This is a genomic window from Catenulispora sp. GP43 (assembly GCF_041260665.1).
Taxonomy (GTDB): Bacteria; Actinomycetota; Actinomycetes; order Streptomycetales; family Catenulisporaceae; genus Catenulispora.
Map to the genome: position 1 here is coordinate 1 of NZ_JBGCCT010000040.1, position 25,859 is coordinate 25,859.

General features: G+C 70.7%; 22 protein-coding genes. 10 read left to right on the forward strand and 12 right to left on the reverse strand.

Translation table 11 applies throughout. From position 1 onward, the window contains the following. Positions 1 to 150: 150 nt before the first annotated feature. The 3 genes from ABH926_RS47040 to ABH926_RS47050 all read right to left on the reverse strand — a co-directional run bounded on the left by ABH926_RS47040 (position 151) and on the right by ABH926_RS47050 (position 4,010). Positions 151 to 681, reverse strand: a complete 531-nt coding sequence (locus ABH926_RS47040; protein WP_370373803.1) for an RICIN domain-containing protein — start codon at positions 679 to 681, stop codon at positions 151 to 153. Between the two features lie 174 nt (positions 682 to 855). Then, positions 856 to 3,462 (reverse strand): PQQ-dependent sugar dehydrogenase, encoded by a 2,607-nt coding sequence (locus ABH926_RS47045; protein WP_370373805.1) that lies wholly within the window; start codon positions 3,460 to 3,462, stop codon positions 856 to 858. Beyond that, positions 3,459 to 4,010, reverse strand: coding sequence for a polyprenyl synthetase family protein (locus ABH926_RS47050; RefSeq protein ID WP_370373807.1), 552 nt, complete (start codon positions 4,008 to 4,010; stop codon positions 3,459 to 3,461). The genes ABH926_RS47045 and ABH926_RS47050 overlap by 4 nt, the downstream gene beginning before the upstream one ends. Positions 4,011 to 4,216: 206 nt before the next feature. On the opposite strand from ABH926_RS47050, the gene ABH926_RS47055 reads away from it, so the two are divergent. The 7 genes from ABH926_RS47055 to ABH926_RS47085 are packed head-to-tail and all read left to right on the forward strand — an operon-like array spanning position 4,217 to position 11,221. Beyond that, positions 4,217 to 5,434: an inositol-3-phosphate synthase gene (locus ABH926_RS47055; protein ID WP_370373809.1), complete on the forward strand. Its 1,218-nt coding sequence runs from the start codon at positions 4,217 to 4,219 to the stop codon at positions 5,432 to 5,434. Beyond that, positions 5,434 to 6,360, forward strand: coding sequence for an SCO3242 family prenyltransferase (locus tag ABH926_RS47060; protein ID WP_370373811.1), 927 nt, complete (start codon positions 5,434 to 5,436; stop codon positions 6,358 to 6,360). The genes ABH926_RS47055 and ABH926_RS47060 overlap by 1 nt, the downstream gene beginning before the upstream one ends. Continuing rightward, entirely contained in the window at positions 6,357 to 7,199 is an 843-nt protein-coding gene (locus ABH926_RS47065) for a sugar phosphate isomerase/epimerase family protein (protein ID WP_370373813.1), read from the forward strand. Before ABH926_RS47060 ends, ABH926_RS47065 begins: the two co-directional genes overlap by 4 nt. After that, positions 7,196 to 7,822, forward strand: coding sequence for an EboA domain-containing protein (locus ABH926_RS47070; RefSeq protein WP_370373814.1), 627 nt, complete (start codon positions 7,196 to 7,198; stop codon positions 7,820 to 7,822). The genes ABH926_RS47065 and ABH926_RS47070 overlap by 4 nt, the downstream gene beginning before the upstream one ends. Then, positions 7,822 to 8,682 (forward strand): TatD family hydrolase, encoded by an 861-nt coding sequence (locus ABH926_RS47075; protein WP_370373816.1) that lies wholly within the window; start codon positions 7,822 to 7,824, stop codon positions 8,680 to 8,682. Before ABH926_RS47070 ends, ABH926_RS47075 begins: the two co-directional genes overlap by 1 nt. A gap of 2 nt (positions 8,683 to 8,684) precedes the next feature. Further along, entirely contained in the window at positions 8,685 to 9,854 is a 1,170-nt protein-coding gene (eboE, locus tag ABH926_RS47080; protein ID WP_370373818.1) for a metabolite traffic protein EboE, read from the forward strand. Next, positions 9,851 to 11,221: an alkaline phosphatase family protein gene (locus ABH926_RS47085; RefSeq protein ID WP_370373819.1), complete on the forward strand. Its 1,371-nt coding sequence runs from the start codon at positions 9,851 to 9,853 to the stop codon at positions 11,219 to 11,221. The genes eboE and ABH926_RS47085 overlap by 4 nt, the downstream gene beginning before the upstream one ends. 63 nt (positions 11,222 to 11,284) lie before the next feature. Here ABH926_RS47085 and ABH926_RS47090 read toward each other — a convergent pair whose 3' ends face one another. Both ABH926_RS47090 and ABH926_RS47095 read right to left on the reverse strand, forming a co-directional pair. Beyond that, on the reverse strand, positions 11,285 to 12,835 hold the full coding sequence (locus ABH926_RS47090; RefSeq protein ID WP_370373821.1) for a glycoside hydrolase family 28 protein: 1,551 nt from the start codon (positions 12,833 to 12,835) through the stop codon (positions 11,285 to 11,287). Further along, positions 12,835 to 13,998 carry a glycoside hydrolase family 105 protein gene (locus ABH926_RS47095; RefSeq protein WP_370373823.1) on the reverse strand — a complete coding sequence of 388 codons (1,164 nt, stop codon included), beginning with the start codon at positions 13,996 to 13,998 and terminating at the stop codon, positions 12,835 to 12,837. Before ABH926_RS47095 ends, ABH926_RS47090 begins: the two co-directional genes overlap by 1 nt. Before the next feature lie 151 nt (positions 13,999 to 14,149). On the opposite strand from ABH926_RS47095, the gene ABH926_RS47100 reads away from it, so the two are divergent. Continuing rightward, positions 14,150 to 14,905 carry a siderophore-interacting protein gene (locus ABH926_RS47100; RefSeq protein ID WP_370373825.1) on the forward strand — a complete coding sequence of 252 codons (756 nt, stop codon included), beginning with the start codon at positions 14,150 to 14,152 and terminating at the stop codon, positions 14,903 to 14,905. 29 nt (positions 14,906 to 14,934) lie between these two features. Here ABH926_RS47100 and ABH926_RS47105 read toward each other — a convergent pair whose 3' ends face one another. Continuing rightward, complete coding sequence (locus ABH926_RS47105; RefSeq protein ID WP_370373826.1) at positions 14,935 to 15,663, reverse strand: hypothetical protein; 729 nt, start codon at positions 15,661 to 15,663, stop codon at positions 14,935 to 14,937. Between the two features lie 80 nt (positions 15,664 to 15,743). Next, a complete protein-coding gene (locus ABH926_RS47110) occupies positions 15,744 to 16,472 on the reverse strand; it encodes an endonuclease/exonuclease/phosphatase family protein (RefSeq protein ID WP_370373828.1) in 729 nt (242 codons plus the stop codon). A 198-nt stretch (positions 16,473 to 16,670) separates the two neighbouring features. Here ABH926_RS47110 and ABH926_RS47115 point away from each other — a divergent pair, with 198 nt between their 5' ends. Beyond that, positions 16,671 to 19,655 carry a hypothetical protein gene (locus ABH926_RS47115; RefSeq protein WP_370373830.1) on the forward strand — a complete coding sequence of 995 codons (2,985 nt, stop codon included), beginning with the start codon at positions 16,671 to 16,673 and terminating at the stop codon, positions 19,653 to 19,655. Between the two features lie 76 nt (positions 19,656 to 19,731). Here ABH926_RS47115 and ABH926_RS47120 read toward each other — a convergent pair whose 3' ends face one another. The 3 genes from ABH926_RS47120 to ABH926_RS47130 all read right to left on the reverse strand — a co-directional run bounded on the left by ABH926_RS47120 (position 19,732) and on the right by ABH926_RS47130 (position 22,752). Beyond that, positions 19,732 to 20,454 carry a tetratricopeptide repeat protein gene (locus tag ABH926_RS47120; RefSeq protein WP_370373832.1) on the reverse strand — a complete coding sequence of 241 codons (723 nt, stop codon included), beginning with the start codon at positions 20,452 to 20,454 and terminating at the stop codon, positions 19,732 to 19,734. Positions 20,455 to 20,553: 99 nt separating this feature from the next. Beyond that, entirely contained in the window at positions 20,554 to 21,498 is a 945-nt protein-coding gene (locus ABH926_RS47125; protein ID WP_370373834.1) for a hypothetical protein, read from the reverse strand. Between the two features lie 378 nt (positions 21,499 to 21,876). Then, entirely contained in the window at positions 21,877 to 22,752 is an 876-nt protein-coding gene (locus ABH926_RS47130) for a tol-pal system YbgF family protein (protein WP_370373836.1), read from the reverse strand. Between the two features lie 144 nt (positions 22,753 to 22,896). Between ABH926_RS47130 and ABH926_RS47135 the strand changes: the two genes are divergently transcribed. Further along, the gene (locus ABH926_RS47135) at positions 22,897 to 23,991 is read left to right on the forward strand and encodes a 3-carboxymuconate cyclase (RefSeq protein ID WP_370373838.1); all 1,095 of its coding nucleotides are present in this window, start codon (positions 22,897 to 22,899) and stop codon (positions 23,989 to 23,991) included. A 103-nt stretch (positions 23,992 to 24,094) separates the two neighbouring features. Here ABH926_RS47135 and ABH926_RS47140 read toward each other — a convergent pair whose 3' ends face one another. Next, on the reverse strand, positions 24,095 to 25,051 hold the full coding sequence (locus ABH926_RS47140) for a GH25 family lysozyme (RefSeq protein ID WP_370373840.1): 957 nt from the start codon (positions 25,049 to 25,051) through the stop codon (positions 24,095 to 24,097). A gap of 15 nt (positions 25,052 to 25,066) precedes the next feature. Continuing rightward, positions 25,067 to 25,810, reverse strand: a complete 744-nt coding sequence (locus ABH926_RS47145; RefSeq protein WP_370373842.1) for a lysozyme — start codon at positions 25,808 to 25,810, stop codon at positions 25,067 to 25,069. Positions 25,811 to 25,859: the final 49 nt, after the last annotated feature.

Consider the following 25,859-nt stretch of genomic DNA (forward strand, 5'->3'; position numbering starts at 1 on the left):
AGAAAAGCTTCTAAAGCCACAACCAAACCGCACCCGCCCACGCCACCCGGCTACCCACACACCACTCAGAAGCGCCGGATATGACAGGGCTCTGGCTCCCGGCGGCACGCGCCGGGAGCCAGAGCCTGTGTCCCCCCCCAGGTTGGATCGTCAGTTGTCGAAGTGCCACTTCTGGTAGTGGTCGGTGATGTCGCAGGGCCACAGCCGGATCACGGTGCCGTTGCCCACGCTGTTGGTGTTCAGGCACCAGCCGGGGGAGGAGGCGCTCTCCCAGACCTGGTAGCTGCCGTCGGTCTGGTCGGACGGGTCGTTGTCGTAGATGCGCAGCCACTGCTGGGTGGCGTCCCCGGTGTAGCCGGACATCACGACCGTCCCCCCGCCTCCGCCGGCGGGCGCGGTGAGGTACAGGTTGGTGTTCTTGTTCTGGAAGCTGAAGTCCGCCAGGTTTCCGTTGTCACCGTTGAACACCGGGAACCAGTTCTGTTCGGCGTGCTTGGTGCAGTCCCACATCTGGACCTTCGCGAAGTTCTCGGTGGCGTTGTCCAGGCAGTGGCTGGAGCCCCAGATCCGGATCACCGTGGAGGTGGCGTCGGCGTGCGCCGTGCCGGCCATGACGACGCCCGGCACTGCCAGGACCGCCGAGGACGCGAACAGGGCCACCCGCTTGCTGACCTTACGCAATTCTTTCCCCCTGATTGGATGGTGATGGGATGAAAGCTCTGCTTTCGGGGATCAGCTTGGCCGGGTGGCCGAGGTGGTGTCGCGTCCTGTTCCGATCAGCGGAACAGGACGCGTGCGGCCAGCGGAAAGCCGGCCGCCGTGACAAGCCGTCGTGAGCCCGTCGTCAGCCTGTCGTCAGCTTGTGGTGAGTGAGGTGTCGTCGAGGACGAAGTTGGTCGTACCTCCGTTGGTGTCGGTCTCGCTGCCGGTGAACTTCAGCTTGATGCTCTGGCCGGCGTAGGCGGACAGGTCTGCCGTGTGCTGGGTGTAGCCCGAGGCCTTGTTCAGGTTGGAGAAGGTGCCGACCGTGCCGAGCACCGTGCCCGCGCTGTCCAGTGCCTGGACGGTGAAGGTGTCCGGCTTGGCCGTGGTGGTGTTCTCAGTGGTGTCGACGTGCAGCCAGTAGGACAGCGTGGCCTTGCAGCCGGCCGGGACGGTGACGGCCTGGGTGATGCTGTCAGTGTCCTTGCTCCCGTTGCCGTCGAACCACGCCACGTACGAGCCCGCGTGCGCCGGTTCGGCGGAGGTGGCCTTGGTGATCGGGCTGAAGCCCAGGGTCGAGCTCTGGGTCCAGCCGGTCGCGCCGGACTCGAAGCCCGGGTTCGTCAGCAGCTGGGCCGGCGAGCAGGTGCTGGTGCTCGGGGTGAAGGTCGCGGTGTAGGTGGTGTCCGCGGTCGGGGTGACGGCGTGCTGCTGCGCGCCGCCGTCGGACCAGGAGGCGAAGGTCTGCGAGGTGCCCGAGGCGTCGGTCTGGTTCGGGGCGTTCAGGTGCAGTTGGTAGCCCGCCCAGGAGGTGACGGTCGCCGGGGTGGTGACCGTGCCGTTCGGGTCCACGTCGTCCTCGGCGATGGCGATCTTCAGCCCGGAGGGCTGCGAGGCGAGGCTGAGGTGGACCAGTTGCGGGTTGAAGTCCTGCTCGGTCGTCTGGGTCACGCCATGGGTATCGGTCCCCGACAGGCAGACCAGCAGACGGCTGTTGCCCTTGATCGCTGAGAACTCTTCCGCCGGGGGTGCCACGAACGACGTCGCGCCGTTGCCCGCCACCGGGTCCAGCACCGGGTGCACGTGGTTGATGTGGAACAGCCACACCTGCCAGGTCAGCGCCGAGGCCGGCAGCGTGGTGCCGGTGCTGTCGACGGCCGATCCGGACGGGGTGTAGGTCTGGCCGACGGTGAAGGTGCTCGTCGGGGTCGGCGAGGCGATGGTCAGGGCCGGGGGCGCGTCGTCGGTGCGGACCGTGCCGGTCGCCGGGGGCGAGGCGGCGCCGGCGCTGTTCCTCACCGTCAGCTTCGGGGTGAAGTTCCCGACGGTGGTGTAGGTGTGGGTGGTCGTCGGGGTGGTGGTGGTCGCCGTGCTGCCGTCGCCGAAGTCCCAGTCGTAGGTGAGCGTCCGGCCGTTGGGGTCGCTGCTGGCCGAGCCGTCGAAGGACACGGTGAAGGGCGGCTTGCCGGCGGTCGTGGCGTGGGTGGAGCAGTAGGTGCCCAGGCCCGTGCCGGCGTTGGTGGTGAAGGAGGCGTTGGGCGTGGTGGTCCCGGAGGTCACCTTGTGCACCGTGCCGCCGATCAGATCCGTGTAGTACAGGGCCTGCTGGGTGCCGGTGCCGCCGAGGTTCTGCGGTGCGAACTCCATGGAGATCGCGGTCGCGCCGGCGGAGAAGGTCTTCAGGCCCGTGCCGCTGGAGCCGGTGGCGTTGATCAGGTACTGGTTCTTCTTCACGTAGTCGCTGAACAGGTAGTCGCCGTTGTAGGCCGGGTTCCAGGCGCCGTTCGGGACGAACGCGCCGCCGGTGATCGACCCCCGGCCGCCGCCCATGTTGTCGGGGTAGGAGTAGTACGGGTCGACGTAGGCCTTGTTCGTCGGGTTGCAGGGCCCCTCACAGATCGGCCAGCCGTAGTTCCCGCCGGCCTTCAGCAGGTCCACCTCCTCGGTGGTGTTCTCGCCGACGTCGTTCACGAAGATCCGGGTCCCGGAGGCGTTGGGGTCCACGGCGATGCGGAAGGGGTTGCGGAAGCCGTAGGCGTAGATCTCCTGGCACTTGCCGGAGGTGATCGGTCCGGTGTCGCACCGGGCGGTGCCGGTGCCGCTGAAGGGGTTGCCGGCCGGGATCGAGCCGTCGGGCTTGATGCGCAGGATCTTGCCGTTGAGCTTGGTCAGGTCCTGGGCGGCCTTGTTCGAGGGGTCGCAGCCCTCCAGGCAGTGCCCGTCGCCGACCGAGACGTACAGGTCGCCGTCCTTGCCGAAGACCAGGTCGCCGCCGTTGTGGAAGCCGTCGCCCTGGATGCCGTCGATCAGCACCTTCTCGCTGCCGGCCACCACGTGGTTCGTGGCGTCCAGGGCGAAACGCGAGACCCGGTTGAAGCAGCTGCCGTTGGTGCTGTGGGAGTAGTACACGTAGATGTAGCCGTTCGTGGCGAACGCCGGGTCGACGGCCACGCCGAGCATCCCGCGTTCGTCCTGGCCGGGCTGCTTGGCGCAGATGAACCCGGACCCGTCCAGGGCCAGGGTCTGCGTGCCGGTCTTGCTGTACGCGTACAGCTGCCCCGGCTTGGTGGTGACCAGCATGCGGCCGTCGGGGGTGAAGCCCAGTCCGACCGGCAGCGTGACGTTGGCGACGACGGTGTCGGAGAACCCGCTCGGCGGCGTCGCGGCCGCGTTCCCGCTGACCGCGTACACCCCGAGCAACGCCAGGGCGGCGGCCAGCGCCGATCTCAGGAAGAGTCCTGTCATCCGTGGTCTGCTCACGATTCGATCTCCTCACTCGGTGTTTCCGGCGGTGTGTGCGCTCCGGGGATCCGCCGCCCTGAGCTGGGTTCGGTCAGGACGGCGGAGACCAGCAGCCGGAGGTCTTCGGCGGCGGATCCGGCGCCCGCCGCCGTGTCGAGGTGGTGCAGGGCCGCGGCGATCCGGCGGCGGGCTTCGCCGCGGTCGCGGTCGCGGGCGGACCGCGGGCCGGGCCAGCCGTCCGCGAGGTCGTCCGCGATCTGGTACGCCGTGCCCAGGTTCCGGCCGAACGCCCGGCACCAGGCGGTGTCCGGGCAGCGTGCGGCCAGCGCGCCGAGTTCGCAGGCCGCGCCGAACAGGGCGCCGGTCTTGCGCTCGGCCACGACGAGGTGCCGAGCCAGGCCGTGGTCCGGCGTCGTCGTGCAGCAGGGAGAAGTCGTGGACCAGCTCGACGGCGACGGCCGCGGGCACCGCGTCGGCCACGACACTCGGGCCCGCAGCGTGCCCGGGAGGCGGCCCACGACCGTGCGGTGCGCGGTCAGCTCTCGTGCTTCGGCGAGAATGCCCATCAGTCCTCGAGTCAAGTTAGGAAAGGTTACTAACTAGAAACGCTGGGGAATATATGAGATACGTTCCGGCCCGTCAAGGGTCTGATTCGATCGCGTTCCGCCCCTCTGCGGCGGCGTTCGCAGGGCGTTGACGCCCCCGGGACCCGGCGCTACGGTGCCATCGAGTTAGGAAACTTACCTAACTATCGGCGGGAGGGCATACCACGATGACGAGTGCGGACGAGGCCCCGGCGACCGGCGTGTGGCTGGTGGGGGCCCGGGGATCGGTCGCGGTGACCGCGATCGTGGGCGCGGCCGCGCTGCGGGCCGGGCTGGCCGAGCCGGTCGGCTGCGTGACCGCCGGGCCGCGGTTCGCCGCCGCGCGGCTGCCCGACTACGCGGACCTGGTGTTCGGCGGCCACGACATCAGTGATGTCAGCATCCTGAAACAGGCCGCCGAACTCGCCGACGACGGCGTGATCCCCGCCGCGCTGCCGGGCGCTGTCGCCGACGACCTGCGTGCCGCCGACGCCGCGATCCGGCCCGCGACGCCGCGCGCCGGCGACCCTCGATCGGCGCGGCAGCGCATCAGCGGCCTGATCGCCGACCTCGAGGAGTTCCGCGCCGCGCGCCGGCTGCGCCGGGTCGTCGTCATCAACGTCGCCTCGACCGAGCCGCCGATCCCGGGCCACCCGGATCACCCGGACCACTGGCGGCTGGCTGATCTGGAAGCCGCCCTGGACCGGGACGACGCGGATCTTCCGGCGAGCTCGGAATACGCCTACGCCGCCTTGCGCGCCGGCTGCCCCTACGTGGACTTCACCCCCTCCACCGGCGCGCGCCTGCCCGCCCTGGACGAGCTGGCCCGCTCCGTCGGCGTCCCCTACGCCGGCAGCGATGCCAAGACCGGCGAGACCCTGCTGGTCTCCGCGCTGGCCCCGATGCTCACCTCGCGCGCTCTGCGGGTCCGCTCCTGGTCCGGGACGAACCTGCTCGGCGGCGGCGACGGCGCGACCCTGGCCGACACCGGCGCCGCCGCCAGCAAGACCGCCTCCAAGCGCCGCGGGCTGGACCGGCTGCTCGGCGCCCCGGTCGAGGGCCGCACCCACATCGACAACGTCCCGGCGCAGGGCGGCTGGAAGACCGCGTGGGACCACATCGGCTTCGAGGGCTTCCTCGGGGTGCGGATGACCATGCAGTTCACCTGGCAGGGCTGCGATTCGGCGCTGGCCGCGCCGCTGGTCCTGGACCTCGCGCGGCTGCTGGCCAGAGCACACGAGTGCGGTGCCGCAGGCGCGTTCACCCCGGCCTCGTTCTTCTTCAAGGACCCGGTGCCGGCCACCGAGCACGACGAGCCCGACTACCGCCTGGCGAACCAGTACGAGGCGCTGCTCTCCTGGGCGCCCTCGGTGGCGGTGGAGCCCGAGCCCGAGGCGGGCTCCTGATGGCCGATATTAGAGCCCTCATCGAACTCGTCCGCGCTCCGGCGGCCTTCAGCGTGCCCGGCGACGTCCTGGCCGGAGCCGCCGCGGCCGGACGCCGCATCGACGCGCGCACTTGCGGAACAGCCGCCGCGTCCGTGTGCCTGTACTGGGCCGGCATGGCGCTCAACGACCACGCCGACCGGTTCGTCGACGTCTTCGAGCGCCCCGAGCGCCCCCTGCCCTCCGGCCGCGTGCACCCCCGGACCGCCCTGGCGCTGGCCTGCGGCCTTACCGCGGCCGGGCTCGGCATCGCGGCGTTGGCCGGGGGAGTACGTACCCTGATCGTCGCCGTGCCCTTGGCCGGGGCCGTGTGGGGATACGACCTGGTGTGGAAGGACGGTCCGGCAGAGCCGCCCGCGATGGCGGCCGCCCGAAGCCTGGACGTGCTGCTGGGCGCCGGTGCCGGCGGTGGCATCGGCGCGATGCGGTCCGCTGCCCCGGCGGCGGCCGTCGTCGGTGTCCACACCCTGGCCGTCACCGTGCTCAGCCGCAGCGAGGTCAGCGGGGCCTCCCGCCGCGTCGCCGCGACCACGGCGGTCCTGAGCGGCGGAGCGGCCGGTGGCGCGCTGGCCGTGCTGCGCCACGACCGCTACGACCACCACGACCACCACGACCGACGCGGTCGCCGACCCGTGCCGGTTCCCCAGCGCGCCCTGGCCGCAGCGCTCGCCGGCCTGTACACGTGGCGCTTCGGCAGCGCGCAGGCCGCCGTCGCCCGGGACGGCCGCGCCGAGACCGTCCGCAAGGCCGTCGGCGCCGGGATCATCAGCCTGATGCCGTTGCAGGCCTCGCTGATCGCGGGGCGCGGCGAACCCCTCGCCGCGCTCCCGGTCGCCGCGGCCGGACCGCTCGCCCGCCGCCTGGCCCGCAAGGTGTCCCCGACATGACGCGCTTCGGCTACGGCACCAACGGCTTCGCCGACCACCGCCTGGAAGACGCGCTCGCGATCCTGGCCGACCTCGGCTACGACGGCGTCGCCCTGACCTTGGACCACCAGCACCTCGACCCCCACGCCGCGGACCTGCCCCGGCGCGTCGCGGCGCTGGCAAGGCGCCTGGACAGTCTCGGACTGGACGTCGTCATCGAGACCGGTGCGCGCTATCTGCTCGATCCGTGGCGCAAACACCAGCCCACGCTGGTCTCCGCCGAGCCCGAGGGCCGGGCGCTGCGCGTCGATCTGCTGACCCGCGCCGTGTGGATCGCCGCCGAACTCGGTGCGCAGGCCGTGTCGTTCTGGAGCGGGACGGTCACAGAAGCCTGCGATTCCGCGCTGACCCTCGACCGGCTCGCGCGCGGCTGCCACATCGTGCTCGCCGCGGCCCAGGACGCCGGAGTCGTCCTCGGCTTCGAACCGGAGCCGGGCATGGCCGTGGACACCCTCGGCCGGTTCGAGGAGCTGCGCGAAGTCCTCGGCCGGCCGGACGGGTTCGGGGTGACCCTGGACATCGGCCACTGCCGGTGCCTGGAGCCGCTTCCGGTCGCCGAATGCGTCGCGCGTGTCGCCGACTGTCTGGTGAACGTGCAGATCGACGACACGCGCCGAGGCGTGCACGAGCATCTGGAGTTCGGGCAGGGGGAGATCGACTTCCCGCCGGTGCTGCGAGCGCTGTCAGAGTCCGGATACCCCGGCCTGGTCTCCGTCGAGCTGCCGCGCCACTCCCACGCCGCCGTCCGGGTGGCGTCCGAATCGTTGACGTTCCTCAAGAAAGCGGCGGAGTCGCCATGACGGGCCTGCTCACGATCAGCGATCTCGAAGCCGTCTTTCTGACCGGCGGGCCGGATCACGCCTGCGAATGGCTCGCGACCGCGCGCGAGAAAGCCGCTCGGGACAAGGACGAACTGCGGACGCTGTTCCCCGCGGCAGCCAGGGCCTGTGGCCGCGCGCCTTTGCCGGACGGCTGGCGCACCGACGATGCCGCGCGGGTGCTGTTGCTGGCATCCTTTCCGTGGCCGGACCTCGATCTGCTTCTCAGTCTCTATACCGATGGCGACGCCGACGAGAAACGCGCGGTCCTGCTGGCCCTGGACCACACCGGCATCGACCTCGATGACAGAGCCCTGCCGATCGTCGAGGACGCGCTGCGGACCAACGACACCAGGCTCATCGCCGCAGCCCTCGGCCGCTACGCGGCGCGCCATCTGAGCCCGCCGGCCTACCGGCACGCGGTCCTCAAATGCGTGTTCTGCGGCATCCCGCTGGCCGCGGTCTCCGGGCTGGACGAGCGCGCCGATGCCGAACTGGCCCGGATGCTCAGCGACTTCGCCGCCGAGCGGGTCGCGGCCGGGCGCGCCGTCCCCGACGAGGTGTGGCCGATCCTTGCCCGATTCCCTGTGCCCTGGAGCCTTTGATGCGCATCTTCGACCCGCACATCCACATGACCTCTCGCACGACCGACGACTATCGGGCGATGGCCGCGGCCGGCGTCCGCGCGGTCGTGGAGCCCGCGTTCTGGTTCGGCCAGCCGAGGACCTCGGTCGGCAGCTTCGTCGACTACTTCGACGGGCTGCTGGGCTGGGAGCCCTTTCGCGCGGAGGGTTTCGGCGTGCGCCACCACTGCGCGCTCGCGCTGAATCCCAAGGAGGCGAATGATCCGCGCTGCCGGGACGTGCTCGACGTGCTCGACCGCTACCTGGCCAAGGACCGGGTGGTGGCGGTCGGGGAAGTCGGCTACGACTCGATGACCCCGCAGGAGGACGAGGTATTCGCGATCCAGCTTGAGAAAGCCCGCCGGCACGAGCTGCCCGTCCTGGTCCACACCCCGCACCGGGACAAGCGTGCCGGGACGATGCGCAGCCTGGACGTCGTGCGGGAGTCGGGCCTGGCGCCGGAACGGGTGCTGCTGGACCATCTCAATGAACTGACGGTGGCACCGGTGCTGGAATCAGGGTGCTGGGCCGGCTTCTCGATCTACCCGGACACCAAGATGGACGAACGCCGGATGGTCGCGATCCTGCGCGAGTACGGGACCGGGCGGATCCTGGTGAACTCCGCCGCCGACTGGGGACGCAGCGATCCGCTCAAGACGCTCCGCACTGCCGAGGCGATGCTCGCCGCCGGCTTCGACGCGGCGGATGTGGACCAGGTGCTGTGGCGCAATCCTGTGGAGTTCTACGGCCAAAGCGGTCGGCTGCACCTCGACGAGCAGACCCGGCCGCTGGCCGAGAGCTTCCAAGGAAGCTCGGTGCGGCGCGGCGAGACGGGGGAGTAGCGGTGCGTCTTCGACATGCCGACGGCACCGTCGTGCACCTCGGCTACTGCGCGAACGTCCATCCGGTCGAGAACCTGGCCGCGGTCCTGGAGCAGCTCGCGGTCTACGCCGAGCCGGTGCGCCTGCTGCTCGGCGCCGACCGGCTCGGCCTGGGCCTGTGGCTGGCCCGCGACGTCGCCGCGGCGCTGGCCGCCGACGCGCGTGCCGTCGGGCAGCTGTCCGCTGAGCTCTCGGCGCGAGGCCTGGAAGTCGTGACGCTCAACGGCTTCCCCTACTCCGGTTTCGGCGACGCGGCGGTGAAGTACCGCGTCTACCACCCCGACTGGTCCGATCGCCGGCGCGCCGAGTACACCATGGACCTCGCCACGGTCCTGGCCGGGCTGCTGCCCGCCGACGCGGCCCGCGGCTCGATCTCGACACTGCCGCTGGGCTGGCGCGACCCGTGGCCGGATGCCGCGCGGGACGCGGCCCGGCGGCACATCGACCTGGTCGGCGAGCACCTCGCGGATCTGCGTGCCCGGACCGGCGCCGCGATCCGGGTCGGGTTCGAGCCGGAACCGGGGTGCGTGATCGAGCGGACGGAACAGGCGGTCCAGGCGCTTGCCGGGCTGGACCCCGCGTACTTCGGCGTGTGCCTGGACGCCGCGCATCTGGCTGTCGCCCACGAGGATCCCGTGCCGGCGCTGAAGATGCTCGCCGATGCCGGGATCCCGGTGGTGAAACTCCAGGCGTCGGCCGCGCTGGAGGCGGCTCAGCCCTCTGATGCGGCGGCCCGGGACGCGTTGTCCCGCTTCGTCGAGCCGCGCTATCTGCATCAGACTCGCGAGGTGGCTGCCGGTGCCTTGTGCGGGACCGATGACCTTGATGAGGCCCTCAAGGGCGATTCTCTGCCCGCGGCCGGGCCGTGGCGGGTGCACTTCCACATCCCGCTGCACGCCGACGTGGCACCGCCGCTGGCCGGGACGCACGACACCTTGATCAGGACCCTGACGGAGCTGTTCCCCGGCGGCGACGCGGTGACCGACCACGTGGAGGTCGAGACGTACACCTGGCAGGTGCTTCCCGAGGACGAACGTCCGCGCGACGCCATGGAACTGGCCGTCGGGATCGCCGCCGAGATGTGGTGGGCCCATACCGAACTTGTGAGGGCCGGCTTGGAGGTGGCGCTGTGACGGTGGTGGTCCTCGACATCGTCGGCCTGACGCCGAAGCTGCTGCGGTACACCCCGGCGATCAGGTCCGTGGCCGACACCGGATTTCAGGCCCCTGTGACTCCCTCGTTCCCTGCCGTCACCTGCACCGCGCAGGCGAGCATGCTCACCGGGGCCGATCCGGCTGAGCACGGCATCGTGGGCAACGGCTGGTACTTCCGCGACCTCGGCGAGCCGCTGCTGTGGCGCCAGCACAACCGGCTCGTCGGCGGCGACCTGTTCTGGCACGCGCTGCGGCGCGAGCGTCCCGGCGCGACGGTGGCCAACGTGTGCTGGTGGTACGCGATGGGCGCCGCGACCGACTGGACGGTGACGCCCCGGCCGGTCTACCGGGCCGACGGACGCAAGGACCCTGATTTCTACGCCCGGCCGCCGGAGTTGCACGACGAGCTCACCTCACGCCTCGGGGACTTCCCCTTGTTCCACTACTGGGGTCCGACGGCGTCGATCAAGTCCACGCGCTGGATCGTGGCGGCGGCCGGCCGGATCCTGGCGGCGCACCGTCCCGACGTCCTGCTGGTCTACGTGCCGCACCTGGACTACGACCTGCAACGCTACGGCCCCGACGACTCCCGGGCCGCCGCGGCCGCCGGCGAGCTCGACATGGCTGTCAGGCCCCTGATCGAGGCCTGCCGGGGGCGCGGCGACGATGTGCTGTGCGTCTCGGAGTACGGCATCACCCGGGCCGCCAAACCGGTGCACGTCAACCGGGCCCTGCGCGCCGCCGGACTGCTCGAGGTGCACACCCAGGACGGCATGGAGTACCTGGACCCCTGGGCGTCGCGCGCCTTCGCGGTCGCCGACCACCAGATCGCCCACATCTACGTCGCCGACCCCGCCGACCTGCCGCTTGCCCGCGCCGCCATCGCCGACCTGGACGGGGTCGACGAGGTGCTCGCCGCCGAGGACAAGCGGCGGCTGGCGATCGACCACGCGCGCGCCGGCGACCTCGTCGCGGTCGCCGAGCCCGACGCCTGGTTCACGTACTACTACTGGCAGCACGACGACCGCGCCCCGGACTTCGCCCGCACCGTCGAGATCCACCGCAAGCCCGGGTACGACCCGATGGAGCTCTTCTTCGACCCGGCGGACCCGAGGGCGGCGAAGATGCGCGCCGCGAAGGCATTGGCTCGGAAGAAGGCCGGGCTGCGCTATCGGATGGACGTGGTGGGCCTGGACGCCTCCGCGGTGCGCGGGTCGCACGGGCGGCTGCCCGACAGTGCGGATGACGGGCCGGTGCTGCTGTGCTCGCGCCCGGAGTTCGCACGGGAGGGGTTCGCCGCGACCGATGTGAAGAGTCTGATGCTGGGGCTGGCATCGGCGAAGTGAGCGCGGCCGTGGCCTCTGGCGGTTCTCGCCGGAGGCCACGGCCGCGCTTGTGGTGGTCGTGGCTCAGCAGGCCGAGGTGGACCCGGTGCTGGAGACCTTCACCTTGCCGCCGGTCGTGGTCTGGCTGGAGGCGACGCAGTACCCGGACACGTTCTGGAAGCCGATGTCATACGGGCTCTTGCTGCCGTGCTGGGCGGTGAAGCCGTTGAAGCTCACCGTGCCGGCCGCGTTGGCGATCACCGCCGGTCGGGCGTCGTCGGCGGTGAGGCGGACCGAGCTGTCGGTGAACTGGATCCCGTCCACGTTGTGCAGGTACCAGCCGTAGGCCGGGCGGGTGCCGATGCTGTTCGGGTTGTAGTCCGAGCTGTTGCTCGGCACCCCGGTGCTCACCGGGCCGCTGCCGCCGGGCAGGGTCAGGTTCACGGCGTCGAAGGTGACGCCGGTGATGCGGTGCGAGGCGTCCAGGCCCCACAAGGTCGGGCTGTACTGGGGCGACTTGGCGCCGGTGCCGGTCACGTTCGTGAACGTGATGTCCGAGATGTGCCCCGGGGTGGGCGATCCGCCGCAGCGAAGTCGGTCGCCGATCTTCTCCATGATCGGCGAGCTGACCCCGGACATCGTGACGTTCGAGTAGTGCACGTCGGAGATGTCCGCGCCGTCCATGCTGACCATGCCCAGGCCGGACTTGCCGGCGCCGGTGATGGCGATGTGGTCGAACGTGTAGTCGGTGAACGGTCCGCAGGTCTCCGAGCCGAACATCAGGGCATTGCAGCACTGCGCGTTCAGCGTCGCGCCGTCCACGGTGACGTGGCCGCTGGGCAGGGTCTGGCCCAGGGCCCAGTCGCTCTTGAAGACCAGGGCGTCGTCGTTGGACGAGATCTTGATATTGGTGATCTTGACGTTGGTGGTGGAGATGATGTTCCAGCCGTCGCGGTTGCCGGCGGTGGCGATGGTCAGGTGGTCGGAGACCACGTTGGTGCAGCCGTTGATCAGGGCCCCGAAGTGGCCGCCGCGGCTCAGGGTGATGCCGCTGAGGGTCAGGCCGGTGCAGCGGGTCAGGGAGATGATCTTGTCGGCCTGGCCGGTCGCCGGGTTACCGGCGATCAGGTGGCCGCCGCCGTCGATGGTGCCCGAGCCGGTGAAGCCGATGTTCGTCAGGCGGTCGCCCCAGATCATCGCGTCGTGGAAGTGGCTGTGTCCGAAGTCCTGGTACTTGTCGTAGGGGTTGGGCTCGGGCGGGTCGTAGGTCTTGGCGGACGAGCCGAGGATCGTCGAGCCGGCGTCCAGCTGGAGCGTGACGTTGCTGAGCATGTGGATGGAGTTCGCCGACAGAAAGGTGCCCGAGGGAACCTCCACGATGCCGCCGCCGCTCGCCGCGTTGGCCGCCGCGATGGCCTTGTTGATCGCGGGGGTGTCGTTGTGGGTGCCGTTGCCGGACGCGCCGTAGGACTTCACGTTGAAGACCGGGAGCGCGGAGTGCGTGGTCGATGCCGATGTCGTCGTGGATGCCGATGCCGATGCCGATGCCGATGGTGATGCCGCCGAAGCCGGCGCGGCCGGGGCGGCCAGGCCGATGGCCAGAGCCGCGGCGCACGCGAGTATGCGGAGTCGCATCAGGTTCCTCCCATTCCTCGGAGCTGCTCGTTCATGATCAGAAAGGAGCCCAGCCCGTGGAAGTCGTTCGTGGCCTGGGTGCGTCCGATGTAGTACGCGTAGTCGCCGACGTTGGTCCCGATCGAGATGGTCGTCAGGTTCGTCAGGCCCTTGCTCAGCGAGATGCGTGCGAGCACGCCGTGGTACGCCTTGAGCGCCACGGCGCTGTAGTGCGCGTCGATATAGCCCTGTTGGGCGCCGCGCGAGAGCGTGTACGCGTTCATGGCCGAGCACGAGGTCTCGGTCCAGTTGCCGGCGCCGGTGGGCTTGTCGATGACCTGGAACCACCGGCCGGTCGCCGGGTCCTGGTACTTCTGCAGGCCGGCGGCGAACGTGGCCAGGTCGCCCAGCAGCGCGGCGCGGCCCGGCTGGGTGGCCGGGACGTCGTCCAGGGTGGTCACCAGCGCCATGCCGTACCAGCCGTTGGCCCGGCACCACTGCTCCGGGGACAGTCCGGTGGCCGGGTCGGCCCAGCTCGCCTTCTTGGACTCGTCCCAGGCGTGCTGCAACAGGCCGTCGGGCTGCTGCAGGTGGGACGTGTAGACGGTGATCTGCTTGACCGCCTCGGCCTGGGCGCTCGGGTCGCCGAACTCCTTGCCGTACTCGTCCAGGAAGGGCACGACCATGTACAGGCCGTCGTCCCACAGCTGGTGCGCGCGCGAGGAGGTGTCGGCGTGCCAGAACCCGCCGTCGGAGGTGCGCGGGTAGGTGGTGAGCCGGTCGCGGATGGTGGCCGCCGCGATCGCGTACCGGGACTGGCCGGTCTCGTGGTGCAGGATGATCAGCAGCCGTCCGGCGAGCATACTGTCCAGGCTGTCGAAGCTCTGGTTGATGGTTCCATTAGGCGTGACGAACCGGTCCACCCACGCCTTCAGATATGCCAGATATGACGGATCGTGGGTGCGCTGGTGGACCTCGTACTGGCCGTAGAGGTACAGGCCGACGGGGTAGGACCAGCCGCCGATGGTGGCCGGGGTGAAGCGCTGCATCGTGGACTTGACCATCGCGACCGACCAGTCGGTGGTCGTCGCGGCCCGGGCCGGGACCGCGCCGGCGGCCGCCAGCGCGGCGGCGAGCAGCAGGAGCACGGAGTGTCGCAGGGCTCGGATGGTGGATCTTCGCATATCAGGACCCTTCTGTCGGGTCGGCGGAATCGCCATACGATATACGATGTATCGGCCCCGGGATTTCCTGTCAAGGTTCCTTACTGGTTTTGTCTCACCGCCACCCTCTAAGGTGGGAGATTAGGTAAACCTAACAACGGAGGTGTCCTTAGTGGCCCGCACCCTTCACCAGTTCGTCGTGCGCCGCACGGAACGCCTGAACGACCACCTGATCCGGGTCCACTTGGGCGGCCCGGGTTTCGCGACGTTCGAGCCCAGCGAGTTCACCGACTCCTACGTCAAGCTGCGCGTCCCCGGCCCCGACGGCGAGACCGTCCGCACCTACACCGTGCGCGCCGTGGACACCGAGGCCGAGACGATCGCGATCGACTTCGTCTACCACGGCGAGGAGGGCGTGGCCGGACCCTGGGCCGCGGCCGCGCAGCCGGGCGATGCCATCGGCCTGATGGGCCCGGGCGGCGCCTACGCCCCGCGCGCCGACGCCGACTGGCACCTGCTGGCCGGCGACATCTCGGCGCTCCCGGCCATCTCCGCGGCCTGCGCCGTCCTGCCGGCCGAGGCCGTGGGCCGGGTCTTCGTCGAGGTCGCCGGCCCGGCCGACGAACTCGACTTCGCCCGCCCCGAGGGCGTGGAGCTCACCTGGATCCACGCCGACGGGGCCGAGCCCGGGCGGCTGCTGGCCGAGGCCGTGCGCGCCGAGCCGTGGCGCGACGGGCTGGTGCACGTCTTCATCCACGGCGAGGCCCAGGCCGTCATGCACGAACTGCGGCCCTACATCCGCAAGGAGCGGGGCGTCCCGGCCGACCGGGCGTCGATCTCCGGCTACTGGCGCCGCGGCCGCACGGAGGAGGGCTTCCGGCAGTGGAAGCGCGACCTCGCCGAGCGCGAGGAGGCGGCGGTCGGGTAGCGCCGGGAAGGCTCAGGGGTTCAGAAGGCTCAGGCGGCCGGCGCCGCCGTCTGGGCCTTCGCCAGCTCCCGCCGGGTCACCTTGACGATGGCCACGAGGAACGCGACCACGAACACGTTCAGGGCGATCGATGCCCAGTCCCCGTGGATGACGCTGTGGATCTGGTCCTGCGGGGAGGCGAAGTCGTTCCGCTGGAAGGCGTTCCGCAGGAACACCGAGGCGACGACCGCTATCAGGTAGACGCGGCTGGTCATTCTCACCGCTGAGTTGTTCGCGACGGCGGCGCACAGCGCGTCGCCGCGCTTGCCGCGCTTGCGCACCGCGATGAGCACACCCAGGAACGACAGGAAGGCCACCGCCGAGACGACGCTGGATATCGTCACGAACCGGTCGGCCTGGTTCGCGTCGTCGAGCGTGCCGGTGCCGCCGCTCAGGAAGTTGTCAGCGAACGATATCCGGTTCGCACAAGCCGCGACGGTCAGAAGCCGCCCGGCGATCCCGGCCGCGGCCAGGCCCACCAGCCAGCGTGCCAGGGCCGGCTTCGACGGGAGCGGGGCCGGCGGGGCCTGGGCCGAGACCGGGCGGCCGTAGGCGTGCGTGCCTCCGTAGACCTGGCTGCTTCCGTAGACCGGCGGCACCGGTGCCGGGTAGGACGGCGTCGGGGCGGCTAAAGGTGCTGCCGGAGCCGGCTGCGGCGCCGGAGCCTCCTGGGCGACGTCGACCGCCACGGTGGGCGTCGTCGGCATCTGGTCGTTCACGCGTGTGTGTCTCCCGAATCGGCGTGGATGGAAACGCAAAGAAGACCACGGGGAGATCAGTTTCAGCAAGGCGCTCCGCGTTACCTCGCTTCGCCTTCGGGCATCACATCTGCACGCAGTAGGTTGTGGTCCGAAAGGCTGCCGACGTTCTCGGTCTGCGCGCCGCGCGTACCGCCGCCACGGACGATGATGTGGTCGATGGTCTGGGCCGGGATGCCCGCGCCGTACGGCCGGGTGGGCGGTGCGTTCAGCGGGAGGACTGCGAGCGTGTATCCGGGGCCAAGAGCGGCTGACACACTGGCGGAGTCACAGTTGAAATCGCCGAGCAGGACGACCGGATTTGTCGAGGCGGTCGTGAGCTCGGCCAAGCGAGCCAGCTGACCGGCCCGGCGTTGGCCGGAGCTCACGTGAGTGGCGACTACGAGCGTGTCGCCGGTCTGGACGGCCAGCAGTCCCTTGCCCGGATCGTCGTCGAAGGCTTCGGCGGCGATCTGGTGGGCCGGCCCGTTCACCACCAGGACCAAGTGCTCGCTTGGGTCCTCTAGTGAGGACGTTCCGTAGCGCGGTCTCGGGACGCGTGGGTAGCGCAGAGCGTGTGTCACACGGTCGGCGGGTAGGGCGTGAACCAGATCGTTGAGTTGGTCGCCGCTGACTTCCTGGAGGGCGATGACCTGCTCAGCGCGCTCCATCAGCCGTGCCGTGATCGCGGCGATCCGATCCGTTTCGTCCGGCCAGTGCCTCAGGATGTCTTCGCCCCAGTTCTCGGCGTGGACGCGGTGCAGGATGTTCCAGGTCGCGACGGAAATCACGAGCCACCCTAACGCCGATGGGGTCAGGGGTGTGTGCTTTGGAACCGACTGGTGGATCTTCAGTGCACCGCGACGATCGCCCCTGCGGTAGGCGAGCGAGCCGAGCGACAGAATCTGGTTAAGCTTCTTGACTCGATCCCTGATTCGCTTCTAGATTCCTCGATGCCTGATTCCGTTCGGTGTCTGGAGGATTCCGAAGTGCGACGTCCCACCCAACGGCGAGTCTGTCTCCTGGCAGCCGCGGCTCTTGTCGGCGGCGCGGTCGCCGTGATGCCGATCAGCGCCCGCGCGAGCAGCGTCGCCGCCCACCCTTCAGCGGCCCCTGTCGCAGAACACGTCTATCCGCTGCCGACCGGCGACCACGTCCGGGTCACCGGATCGGGGCCGGGCGCCAGAGCCGATTTCCTTCCGGCGCCCGGCCATTCCGCCGCCGCCGTGACTTCGAACGTCGGCGGACGGATCGCCGTCGTCCCGGTGGCGCAGATCGGGAGGATCTCCTCGCTGGACGCGTTCGAGGTGGGATCGGCGAGTCCGCAGGCCGCGGCCGTCACCCCGTTCTTCCCGATGACCTCGCTACACATCACGGCCGTGGACCATGCCGGCAAGCCGGTCCCGGCCGCCGAGGTGATCGCGGTGAACACCGACGATCCCGCGAAGGCGAACTGGGACGGGATCATGAACGCCGGGGACGCGCGCATCGAAGTCCCGGCCGGCCACTACAGCGTGGCCGTCGCCGCTTTCGAGACCGACTCGGCGGGCGCCGCCACCGAGACGGACCTGCTCTCGGTCACCGACCTCACCGTGCCGGCCGCCGGCGCCGCCGCCGCGCTGGACGCCCGCACCGCGCAGCAGGTCGCGTTCACCACCCCGCAGCCCAGCACGTTCGCGGCGGCCGTCGCCGGCTGGGACCGCGGTACGGCGGCGCATCAGGACTCGTTGGACGTCGGGGCGCTCGCCGGCACGAAGTTCTTCGTCGGCGGCGCGGCCAAGGCGAAGTACGGGGTGCTGAACTTCTCGATGTTCGGCCGGCAGGCCTCCGGGACCGGCAGCTATGAGCTGGCGTTCCCGAACGACGATCAGGTCCCTGCTTCGCAGACGTACGCCGCTGGTGCGCTGGCGACCGTGGACTCGACCTACGCCACGGATCTGCCGCAGCAGGACTTGACCATGAACGACTTGTGGAACCGCCCCGGCTCGTCCGGCCCGGCCCTTCCCGATCTGCCCGCTGTCACCGTGCACGCGCCGTCGCAGGGGCGGCAGTACATATCCGCGGTCGCCGGGGTGTCCTACGAAGGCCTGATGCTTCCGGCCAGCGCCGACGGCTCCCTGGACGGCGAGTTGGAGCGCGACTTCGTCCCCGCCGCCGGTGAGCACCTGACGTTGGCCTGGCGCGGGACGGTCATCACGCCGGCGCCCTCGACGTATGACGGGCCTTGCTTCCTGTGCCGCGACGGGAACACCCTCAACGGTGTCGACGAGATGGACACCGACGGCTCCGGGGACGTCGGGCAGTGGAGCGACGGACCGACGACGATCACCCAGGACGGCAAGCAGATCTACAGCGGCGGCACGGAAGGCCAGTTGTTCACACTGGCTCTGCCCGCCGCGAAGCACCGCTATGTGTACGCGCTGGACACCACGTACGCCAGCAGCACGACGGCGCTGTCGACGCACACGCAGATCTCGTGGGGCTTCGACTCGGCGCAGGCCGCGGCCTCGACGCCGGTACCGATCCTCTACGCGCGGGCGCGGTTCGTCACCGATGGACACGACTCGGTGCCGGTCGGGACCGGGACGGTCGACATCGCCTTCCAGCACCAGAGCGGCGTGGCCGCGAGCGCGGTGAAGAGCGCGAGCGTCTCAGTGTCCTACGACGACGGCAAGACCTGGCAGCCCACGACCGTCGCGCTCGGCGACGGGCATCAGGTGTCTGCGACGTGGCCGGTGCCGGCCGGCACCAAGGCCGGCTATCTGGCGCTGCGGATGAGCGCCGTCGACGCGGCCGGGAGCACCCTGGACGAGACCGCGCACCACGCCGCGCTGGTCAACGCGCCCGGCGGGATCGCGGTCAGCGGAGCCGGAGCGGGGGGATCGGGCGGGGGAGCGGCCGGGGTGCACGCGGTCTGCCCGAGCGCCGCGGCCGGTCATGTGCGCTGCTTCGCGCTGGCGTCGCAGGTGAAGCCGCTGGCCAAGGGCGCCGCGCTGCCCGACGGATTCGCCCACGCGGCTCTGCTGTCGGCCTATAAGCTGCCGGCCGCCGGCGGTGCCGGACGGACGGTGGCGATTGTGGACGCCCACGACGATCCGCAGGCCGAGTCGGATCTGGCCGTGTATCGCAGCACGTATGGGCTGCCGGCGTGCACCACGGCCAACGGCTGCTTCAAGAAGGTCAACGAGCACGGCAAGACCTTGCCGCTGCCGGCGCACGACGCCGACGACGACTGGAACCCCGAGGTCTCGCTCGATCTGGACATGGTCTCCGCGGTGTGCCCGGCGTGCCACATCTTGCTGGTGGAGTCGGACAGCACGGACTCGTCCTCGCTCGGCACCGCCGAGCAGACCGCGACCGGCTCCGGCGCCGTGGCCGTCTCCAACAGCTGGGGCGGCGATGAGAGCACGCCGGAGCAGGCCTGGAACACCGCCTTCCAGCACCCGGGGGTCGCGGTCACGGTGTCCAGCGGCGACGCCGGGTTCATCCAGGGCGCCTGGCCGGCCTCGCTGAGCACGGTGATCGCCGTCGGCGGCACCAGCCTCACCAAGTCCTCGACCGCCGCGCGCGGCTGGAGCGAGAGCGCGTGGAAGGGCGGCGGCTCGGGCTGCTCGGCCTACATCGCGAAGCCGGCGTGGCAGCACGACACGCACTGCCCCAACCGCACGGTCGCCGACGTCTCAGCGGTCGCGGACCCGGCCACCGGCGTCGCGGTGTACGTCGAGGGCGGCTGGGGCGTGTTCGGGGGGACGAGCGCGTCCTCGCCGATCATCGCCGCGATGATCGCCCTGGCCGGGAACTCGGCGGCACTGACGAGCGCGCAGAGTATTTACTCGCACGCCGCGGACTTCTTCGACGTCACCAGCGGGACGAACGCCAACTGGGACTGCGGCGGGGACTACCTGTGCACGGCGGGGCCCGGCTACGACGCGCCGACCGGGGTCGGGACGCCGAACGGGCTGCGGGGGTTGTAGGACCGTGAGGTGATGGGGAAACCGCTCCGATTCGTGGGTGAGTCGGAGCGGTTTCGCTTGTGCGAGCGGTCCGCCCTCAGTCCGGCACCGGCTCCCCCGCCTCGGCCCGCCGCAGCCACTCGGCGGCCGTCGCGGCGTTGCGTCCGCCGACGCCTGCGCGCTCCATCTGCTCCACGGCCGTCCGCAGGTGTCCGATGGCGTCGTCGTAGCGTCCGGCGAGCATCTCGATCTGGCCGATGGCCAGCGTTCCGCCGGCGATCGAGCGCGGGTCGCCCCACTCTTCGCGGAGCCGCAGGGAAGTGTGCAGGTGCTCCAGGGCCGTGTCGGCGTCGCGCTTCTCGGCGAAGTAGTAGAAGCCCAGGTGCCGGTAGCACTCCGAGCGCACGTAGGCATCAGCGTGCTGATCCGCGAGCGGCAGTGCCTCCCGGTAGTAGGGCATGGCCGTGTCCCAGTCGTGGAGCAGCACCTGGTGGACCAGTCCGATGCCGAACAGCGACTCGGCGGCGCCGGCCTGGTCGCCGATCTCCCGCTGGATCGCCAGGGCCCGCCGGAACAGTGCCTCCTCGGCCTCGGCGTTCGAGGTGTCGCGGTTGTTCTCCAGCGCGCGGTAGTGCAGCACCATCGCGAGCTTGTCCAATGCCGCGGCCTCGGCCCGGCGGTCGTCGTCCGTGACGGCCTGCTGCCGCGCACGCTCCAGCGTGTCCTGCGCCTCGTCGTAGTCGCCGAGGGCGAAGGACGCCGCCATCAGCGATTCGGTGCCGGCGGCGAGGAGTTTTTCAGCTGTGTCACTAATCCCCATCGGTTCAGGCTATCGGCAGGGGTGTTTGCTCGGGGGAACAAGAACCGCCGACCGGTTGTCACCGATCGGCGGTCGAGGCCCCGTGTTGTCCGTTCTGGTTCAGTGCTTGCGCGCGCCCGCGGTCTTGGCCTTGCGCGAGGCGAACATCGCCCCGCCGCCGGCGCCGAAGAACATCAGCGCGACCAGGCTGACCTCGCCGACGTTGGCGCCGGTGTGGGCCAGGGTCGGGGTGCCGGGGGTGGTGGTCGGCGTGGCCGGGGTGGCCGGCGTGCTGGTGCTGCTGCTCGGGGTCGGGGTGCTCGGCGGCGTGCTGGAGGCCGGCGTCGAGGGGTGCGTGGTCGGGCTCGTCGTCGGCGGCGTGCTGGGCTTCGTCGTCGGCGGTGTGGTCGGCGGCGTCGTGGGGGGCGTCGTCGGCGTGGTGACCGGCGGGGGCGGCGGGGTGGCCGCGCAGCCGCCGGCGTCCGAGCCGTTCCAGGCGGCGAACAGGCCGTGGGGCGTGTTGATGCCCTTGTCGTGGTTCGGCACCTGGTGGCCGTTGGTGCCGTCGTACTTCGTCTTGCCGTGGTAGAGGTCGATCTGGCCGAAGCACGGGCCGCCGGGGGTGCCGGGCAGCTTCACCGTGAGCGACTGGGTCTCCGAGCTCTTCGACGCCGTGGTCAGGTGCACGGTGGCGAAGTCCACGAAGGTCTGGTTGCCCGAGGACTCCCAGGTCGGGCCGCCGTCGGCGGTGTAGGAGGCCAGCGAGACGTCGACGCCGCCGGTGCATTGGTCGGCGATCGCGTGCGGCGACAACTGGACGGTGAAACCGTAGACGGGCTCGGCGGTGACCCGGGTGAACGACGAGCTCGCGTGGAACTTGGTGTTGGCGTCCGGCTTGCCGTCGCTGCCGTTCACCGCCCACTGCACGTCGTTGTTGCTCAGGGAGCAGGTGTGCTCCGGCGGCGGCTTCTCGCAGGCGTTGGCGGCGCCGGCGGCACCGGCCAGCGACGCGGCCGCACCGGCGAGGGTGACGAGCGCCCCGCGGCCTATTCGGCTTGTGGTCATGTGTGGTGGCTCTTCTCTGTGCCGGCCCCGGGACCTCGCGGCCGGATCACTTAGTGTGACTGGGTTGTCAGCGGCATAAGTGCTCGTGGACAGCGCTGGAGCATATCGGGGTGTTGAGTCGGACCGGAAGGCAGGTTGAGGGTGACTGAAGGCGTAGATTCTGCGGGGTAACGGCATGCCTTCGGATGATCGGGGACGGCTTGTCCCGGTTCTCCTGAGGGCGCCCGGACCAGCGGTGATGCGCCGTCGGCGGCAGTGCGGCCGGGTGCTTCGCGGATCTGCGTAGTCAATCTACGAAGCTTGTATTAGACGCGATTCCCTTGTGGCGCTTGAGAAATACGTCGCAGTCACGTCCTCACGCCCTCATGCCCTCACGCCTCACGCCTTGGCGTGGATCGCGTGCCAAGCCCGTCCGGTGCCCGGCACGGCCCAGCCGGTGAGGATCTTTGTGGCGGTCTGCTCGTCGGGCGCGGCCAGCAGTATGTCCCGCGCCCCGGCCAGCACCGTGGTGCCCGCGGTCAGCGGGCCGCGGGGGCAGCAGGTGCAGTGGAACGTCAGGCTGTCCACCGGCTCCATCGCCAGCCCGGCGTCGTCGAAGGCGTCCGCCAGCGCGGTCATGTCCCGCGGCGCCGGGGCCGTCACCTGGGCCAGCCAGGTCGCGGTCGGCGACTCCCGCCACAGCGCCAACTCGTCGAAGACCGGGAAGGTGTGGTCCTCGACCCGGCGCTCGCCGGTCGGGGCGCCGTCGTGCACGACGATCTCGCCGAAGCGGCGCCGGCCGTAGGGCACCGACAGGATGCGGGCCCGGGTGGGGCAGATCCGCCGCACCCAGACCACCTCGGCCTCGCCGTCGGGGTCCAGGCGCACCAGGGCCGAGCCGAACCCGTCCTCGATCTCGCCCTCGCCGGGGGACAGCGGGACGCCGTAGTTGGTCCACGCCTCCCGCGCCGTGCCCCAGTCGCCGACCATCGTGGCCGCGATCCCCAGGTTCCACCACGCCGGGCTGCCGGCCGGCTCCCCGGCCCGCAGCGCCGCCTGCCGGCCCAGCTCGTACGCCTTCTGCCAGTTCCGCAGGAACTTGTTGGCCAGCGCCGCGTCGAACCAGAGCTCGGGGCTGATCGGCGTGTCCGGAAAGGCGGTCAGGAACTCCTCGTAGCAGGCGGCGACCACCGGCCAGTCCAAGTCGTCGGCGGCGTTCTCGCCCCGTTGCAGCAACTCCATGGCTTCAGCGCCCGACAGCTGAACCCGGCTCATCTTTCTCCCCTGGCGGTGATCCCTGGTTGTGATCGTGAAGAGAACAGAGTAGCGATCGAAATGATTCGCCTGTAACGCATCGGCCGGGCCCCGCCACTGCTCCTCCGTCAGCGAGTACGAACCAGCTTTCAGGAGGGGATCAGTGTGAGGACCAAGAACGCACTGTCCATCGTCGGGGTCGTCGCCGGGACACTGGGCGCCGTCGCCGTGACCGGCGGCCAGGCCCAGGCGGCCGCGAACCGTCCGGCCGGAGCCGCGCACACCACCGTCTACACCGAGACCAACGCCGCCGCCGGCAACGAGGTCCTCGCCTTCCGCGCCGACGGCTCGGCGGTGGGCGCCTACGCCACCGGGGGCACCGGGACCGGCGCCGGGCTGGGATCGCAGGGGGCTGTGACGGCCGCCGACGGCGGCCGCACGCTGTTCGCCGTCAACGGCGGCTCCGACAGCGTCTCGGAGTTCGCCGTGGCGCCCTCGGGCGCCCTGAGCCTGCTGGGGACCTTCGGGGCCGGCACGGGTCCGGTCAGCGTCGCCGTGCACGGCGACCACGTGTACGTCCTGGGTCAGAACTCTGTCACGGCCTACTGGCGACTCGGCGGCACCCTGGCCCGGATCGCGCAGCGGCCCCTGTCGGCCGGCGCCTCGGGTGCGGCGCAGGTGGCCGTGACGCCCGACGGCGGCGCGCTGCTGGTGACGGAGAAGGGCTCCAGCACGCTCGACGTGTTCGCGCTGGACTTCTTCGGCGTCCCGGGCCCGGCCACGGGGAGCGCCTCGGCCGGCCACACGCCGTTCGGCTTCGCGTTCGGGCGCGGCGGGACCGCCGTGGTGTCGAACGTCGGGGCCGGTGCCGGGGCCAGCTCGGCCAGCGGGTACCAGGTCCGGCACGGCGCGCTGCGCACCACCGCCGCCGCGCTGCCGGACGGGCAGACCGCGGCCTGCTGGGTCGCCGTCGGGCCGGACGGCCGGACCGCCTACGTCGAGAACGCCGGGTCCGGCACCGTGTCGACCTACGCGGTGGCCTCGGACGGTGCGCTGCGCCTGCTCGACGCGACCGCCGCGGCCCCCGGCGGTCACGTCGGCGACCCGGCCGTGTCCGGCGGCGCGCTGTGGATCCTGGACACCGCCAAGGGCCGGATCGACGACGTGCCGCTGGCCGCCGACGGCACGCCCGGGGCGCCGAGTGTCACCACCACCGGGGTCCCGGCCAGCGCGGCCGGTCTGGCGGCGGTGACGCGGTAGGAGCGGCGCCTGTCCATTAGTACCCGAAATCAGTACACGAAGAAGTCCCCGCCTCCGGAAGGCCGGAGGCGGGGACTTCTTCGTTCCAGGTACCGAGGATCGCTCAGCCGTTCCTGGCCAGGACCTGCAGCTGGCTGTACGGGCCGTTGAACACGTCCTGGTCGCCGGGCTCCGAACCGGAGTCCGCGTACTGCCAGAAGGTGTAGAAGCCCCAGCCCGGAGGCAGCGTGCCGCCGCCGGAGGCCGCGTAGTTCGCGATGAACAGCGGGTCGTAGTTCGCGAAGTTCGTGTCGTCGCTGGTGCAGGTGTTCCACCAGTCGGTGGTCGAGTAGATCACCGGGTAGACGCCGGTGCGCGCCGCGTACTCGTTCACGAAGTCCCAGATCCAGCTGGTCATCTGGCTTCCGCTCAGGCCGTAGCACTCCGAGCCGTAGGGGTTGTACTCGATGTCGAGCATCCCGGGCAGGGTGAGACCGTCGGAGGACCAGCCGCCGCCGTTGGTGACGAAGTAGTCGGCCTGCGCCGACCCGCTGGAGTCGTTGGGGTTCGCGAAGTGGTAGGCGCCGCGGATCAGTCCCTGGTCGTAGGGCCCGACGTACTGGTTGTAGAAGTCGGGATTGGTGTAGTACGTGCCCTCGCTCGCCTTCGCGTAAGAGAAGTCGATGTTGGGTGCGATGCCGGCCCAGTCCAGGTTGCCCTGGTAGGCACTGACGTCGATGCCCGGCAGTTGCGGCACCGAGTCCGGCGTCACGGCCGGCCGCGCGGCACCGCGCGCGGTCGGCTCGTGGGCCGGGATCGTGGAACCCATGTGGTCGAGCTGCGGGTGGGTCGCCACCGTGGGGTGCACCGGCGTGTTGTGCCAGGTGGTGTCGACCTTGACCAACTGGCCCGAGACGGTCCGCGCGTAACCCGGGTGCGGGTTCGCCTGGACGACGGGGGCGCCGGCCGCGGCCGTGCTGCCGCCGGCCGGCAGGAGCACCGCCCCGGCGGTGGCCACGGCCAGCGCCAGCACGGCCAGGCGGCGCGAGGAGCGCGCGGACCGGATTCCGAGGGTGGACATCAGGACACCTTCGCCTTAGCCGTTGGCCAGCGCCTGTACACGGCTGTAGTCGCCGTTGAAGACGTCCTGGTCGCCGGCCATGGAGCCGGAGTCGGCGTACTGCCAGATGGTGTAGAAGCCCCAGCCGGCCGGCAGCGTGCCCGCCGAGCCGTTGTAGTTCGCGATCCACAGCGGGTCGTTGTTGGCGAAGGCGCCGGAGTCGCCGGTGCAGGTCGACCACCAGTCGGTGGTGGTGTAGATGACGGCCCAGCGGCTGGTCTTGGCGTGGTACTCGTTGACGAACGAGGACACCCAGCTGACCATCGCGCTCTGGCTCAGGCCGTAGCACTCGGCGCCGTAGGGGTTGTACTCGATGTCCAGCGCGCCCGGCAGGGTCTTGCCGTCCTTGGACCAGCCGCCGCCGTGCGCGACGAAGTAGTCGGCCTGCGCGGCGCCGGTGGAGCCGTTCGGGATGGCGAAGGTGTACGCGCCGCGGATCAGCCCGGCGTTGTAGGCGCCGTTGTACTGCTGGGCGAAGTACGGGTTGGTGTAGTACGTGCCCTCGGTCGCCTTGGAGTACGAGAACTGGGCGCCGGCGGCCTTGGTCGCCGACCAGTTCACGTTGCCCTGGTGGGACGACACGTCGTCGCCGTGGGGGTAGGTGGTGGCCTGGGCCATCGACGGCGCCAGCGCCGCGGTGCCGGCCAGCGCGCCGATCGCCAGCGCCGTGAGGGCGCGGCGCCGGGTGCGAAGGGCGCTGTGCGACGAGATCTTGACCATTGAGCTCTCCTGTGGGGTGAGACCTGATGGTGGAACCACGACGTGGACC

Excerpts from the sequence above, each read along its gene's own strand:
- ABH926_RS47055 (WP_370373809.1), top strand. The coding sequence starts at position 4,217 with ATGACGAGTGCGGACGAGGCCCCGGCGACCGGCGTGTGGCTGGTGGGG.
- ABH926_RS47140 (WP_370373840.1), bottom strand. The coding sequence starts at position 25,051 with ATGTCCACCCTCGGAATCCGGTCCGCGCGCTCCTCGCGCCGCCTGGCC.
- ABH926_RS47090 (WP_370373821.1), bottom strand. The coding sequence starts at position 12,835 with ATGCGACTCCGCATACTCGCGTGCGCCGCGGCTCTGGCCATCGGCCTG.
- ABH926_RS47075 (WP_370373816.1), top strand. The coding sequence starts at position 7,822 with ATGCGCATCTTCGACCCGCACATCCACATGACCTCTCGCACGACCGAC.
- ABH926_RS47130 (WP_370373836.1), bottom strand. The coding sequence starts at position 22,752 with ATGAGCCGGGTTCAGCTGTCGGGCGCTGAAGCCATGGAGTTGCTGCAA.
- ABH926_RS47050 (WP_370373807.1), bottom strand. The coding sequence starts at position 4,010 with ATGGGCATTCTCGCCGAAGCACGAGAGCTGACCGCGCACCGCACGGTC.
- ABH926_RS47070 (WP_370373814.1), top strand. The coding sequence starts at position 7,196 with ATGACGGGCCTGCTCACGATCAGCGATCTCGAAGCCGTCTTTCTGACC.
- ABH926_RS47125 (WP_370373834.1), bottom strand. The coding sequence starts at position 21,498 with ATGACCACAAGCCGAATAGGCCGCGGGGCGCTCGTCACCCTCGCCGGT.
- ABH926_RS47145 (WP_370373842.1), bottom strand. The coding sequence starts at position 25,810 with ATGGTCAAGATCTCGTCGCACAGCGCCCTTCGCACCCGGCGCCGCGCC.
- ABH926_RS47120 (WP_370373832.1), bottom strand. The coding sequence starts at position 20,454 with ATGGGGATTAGTGACACAGCTGAAAAACTCCTCGCCGCCGGCACCGAA.
- ABH926_RS47060 (WP_370373811.1), top strand. The coding sequence starts at position 5,434 with ATGGCCGATATTAGAGCCCTCATCGAACTCGTCCGCGCTCCGGCGGCC.
- ABH926_RS47065 (WP_370373813.1), top strand. The coding sequence starts at position 6,357 with ATGACGCGCTTCGGCTACGGCACCAACGGCTTCGCCGACCACCGCCTG.
- ABH926_RS47095 (WP_370373823.1), bottom strand. The coding sequence starts at position 13,998 with ATGCGAAGATCCACCATCCGAGCCCTGCGACACTCCGTGCTCCTGCTG.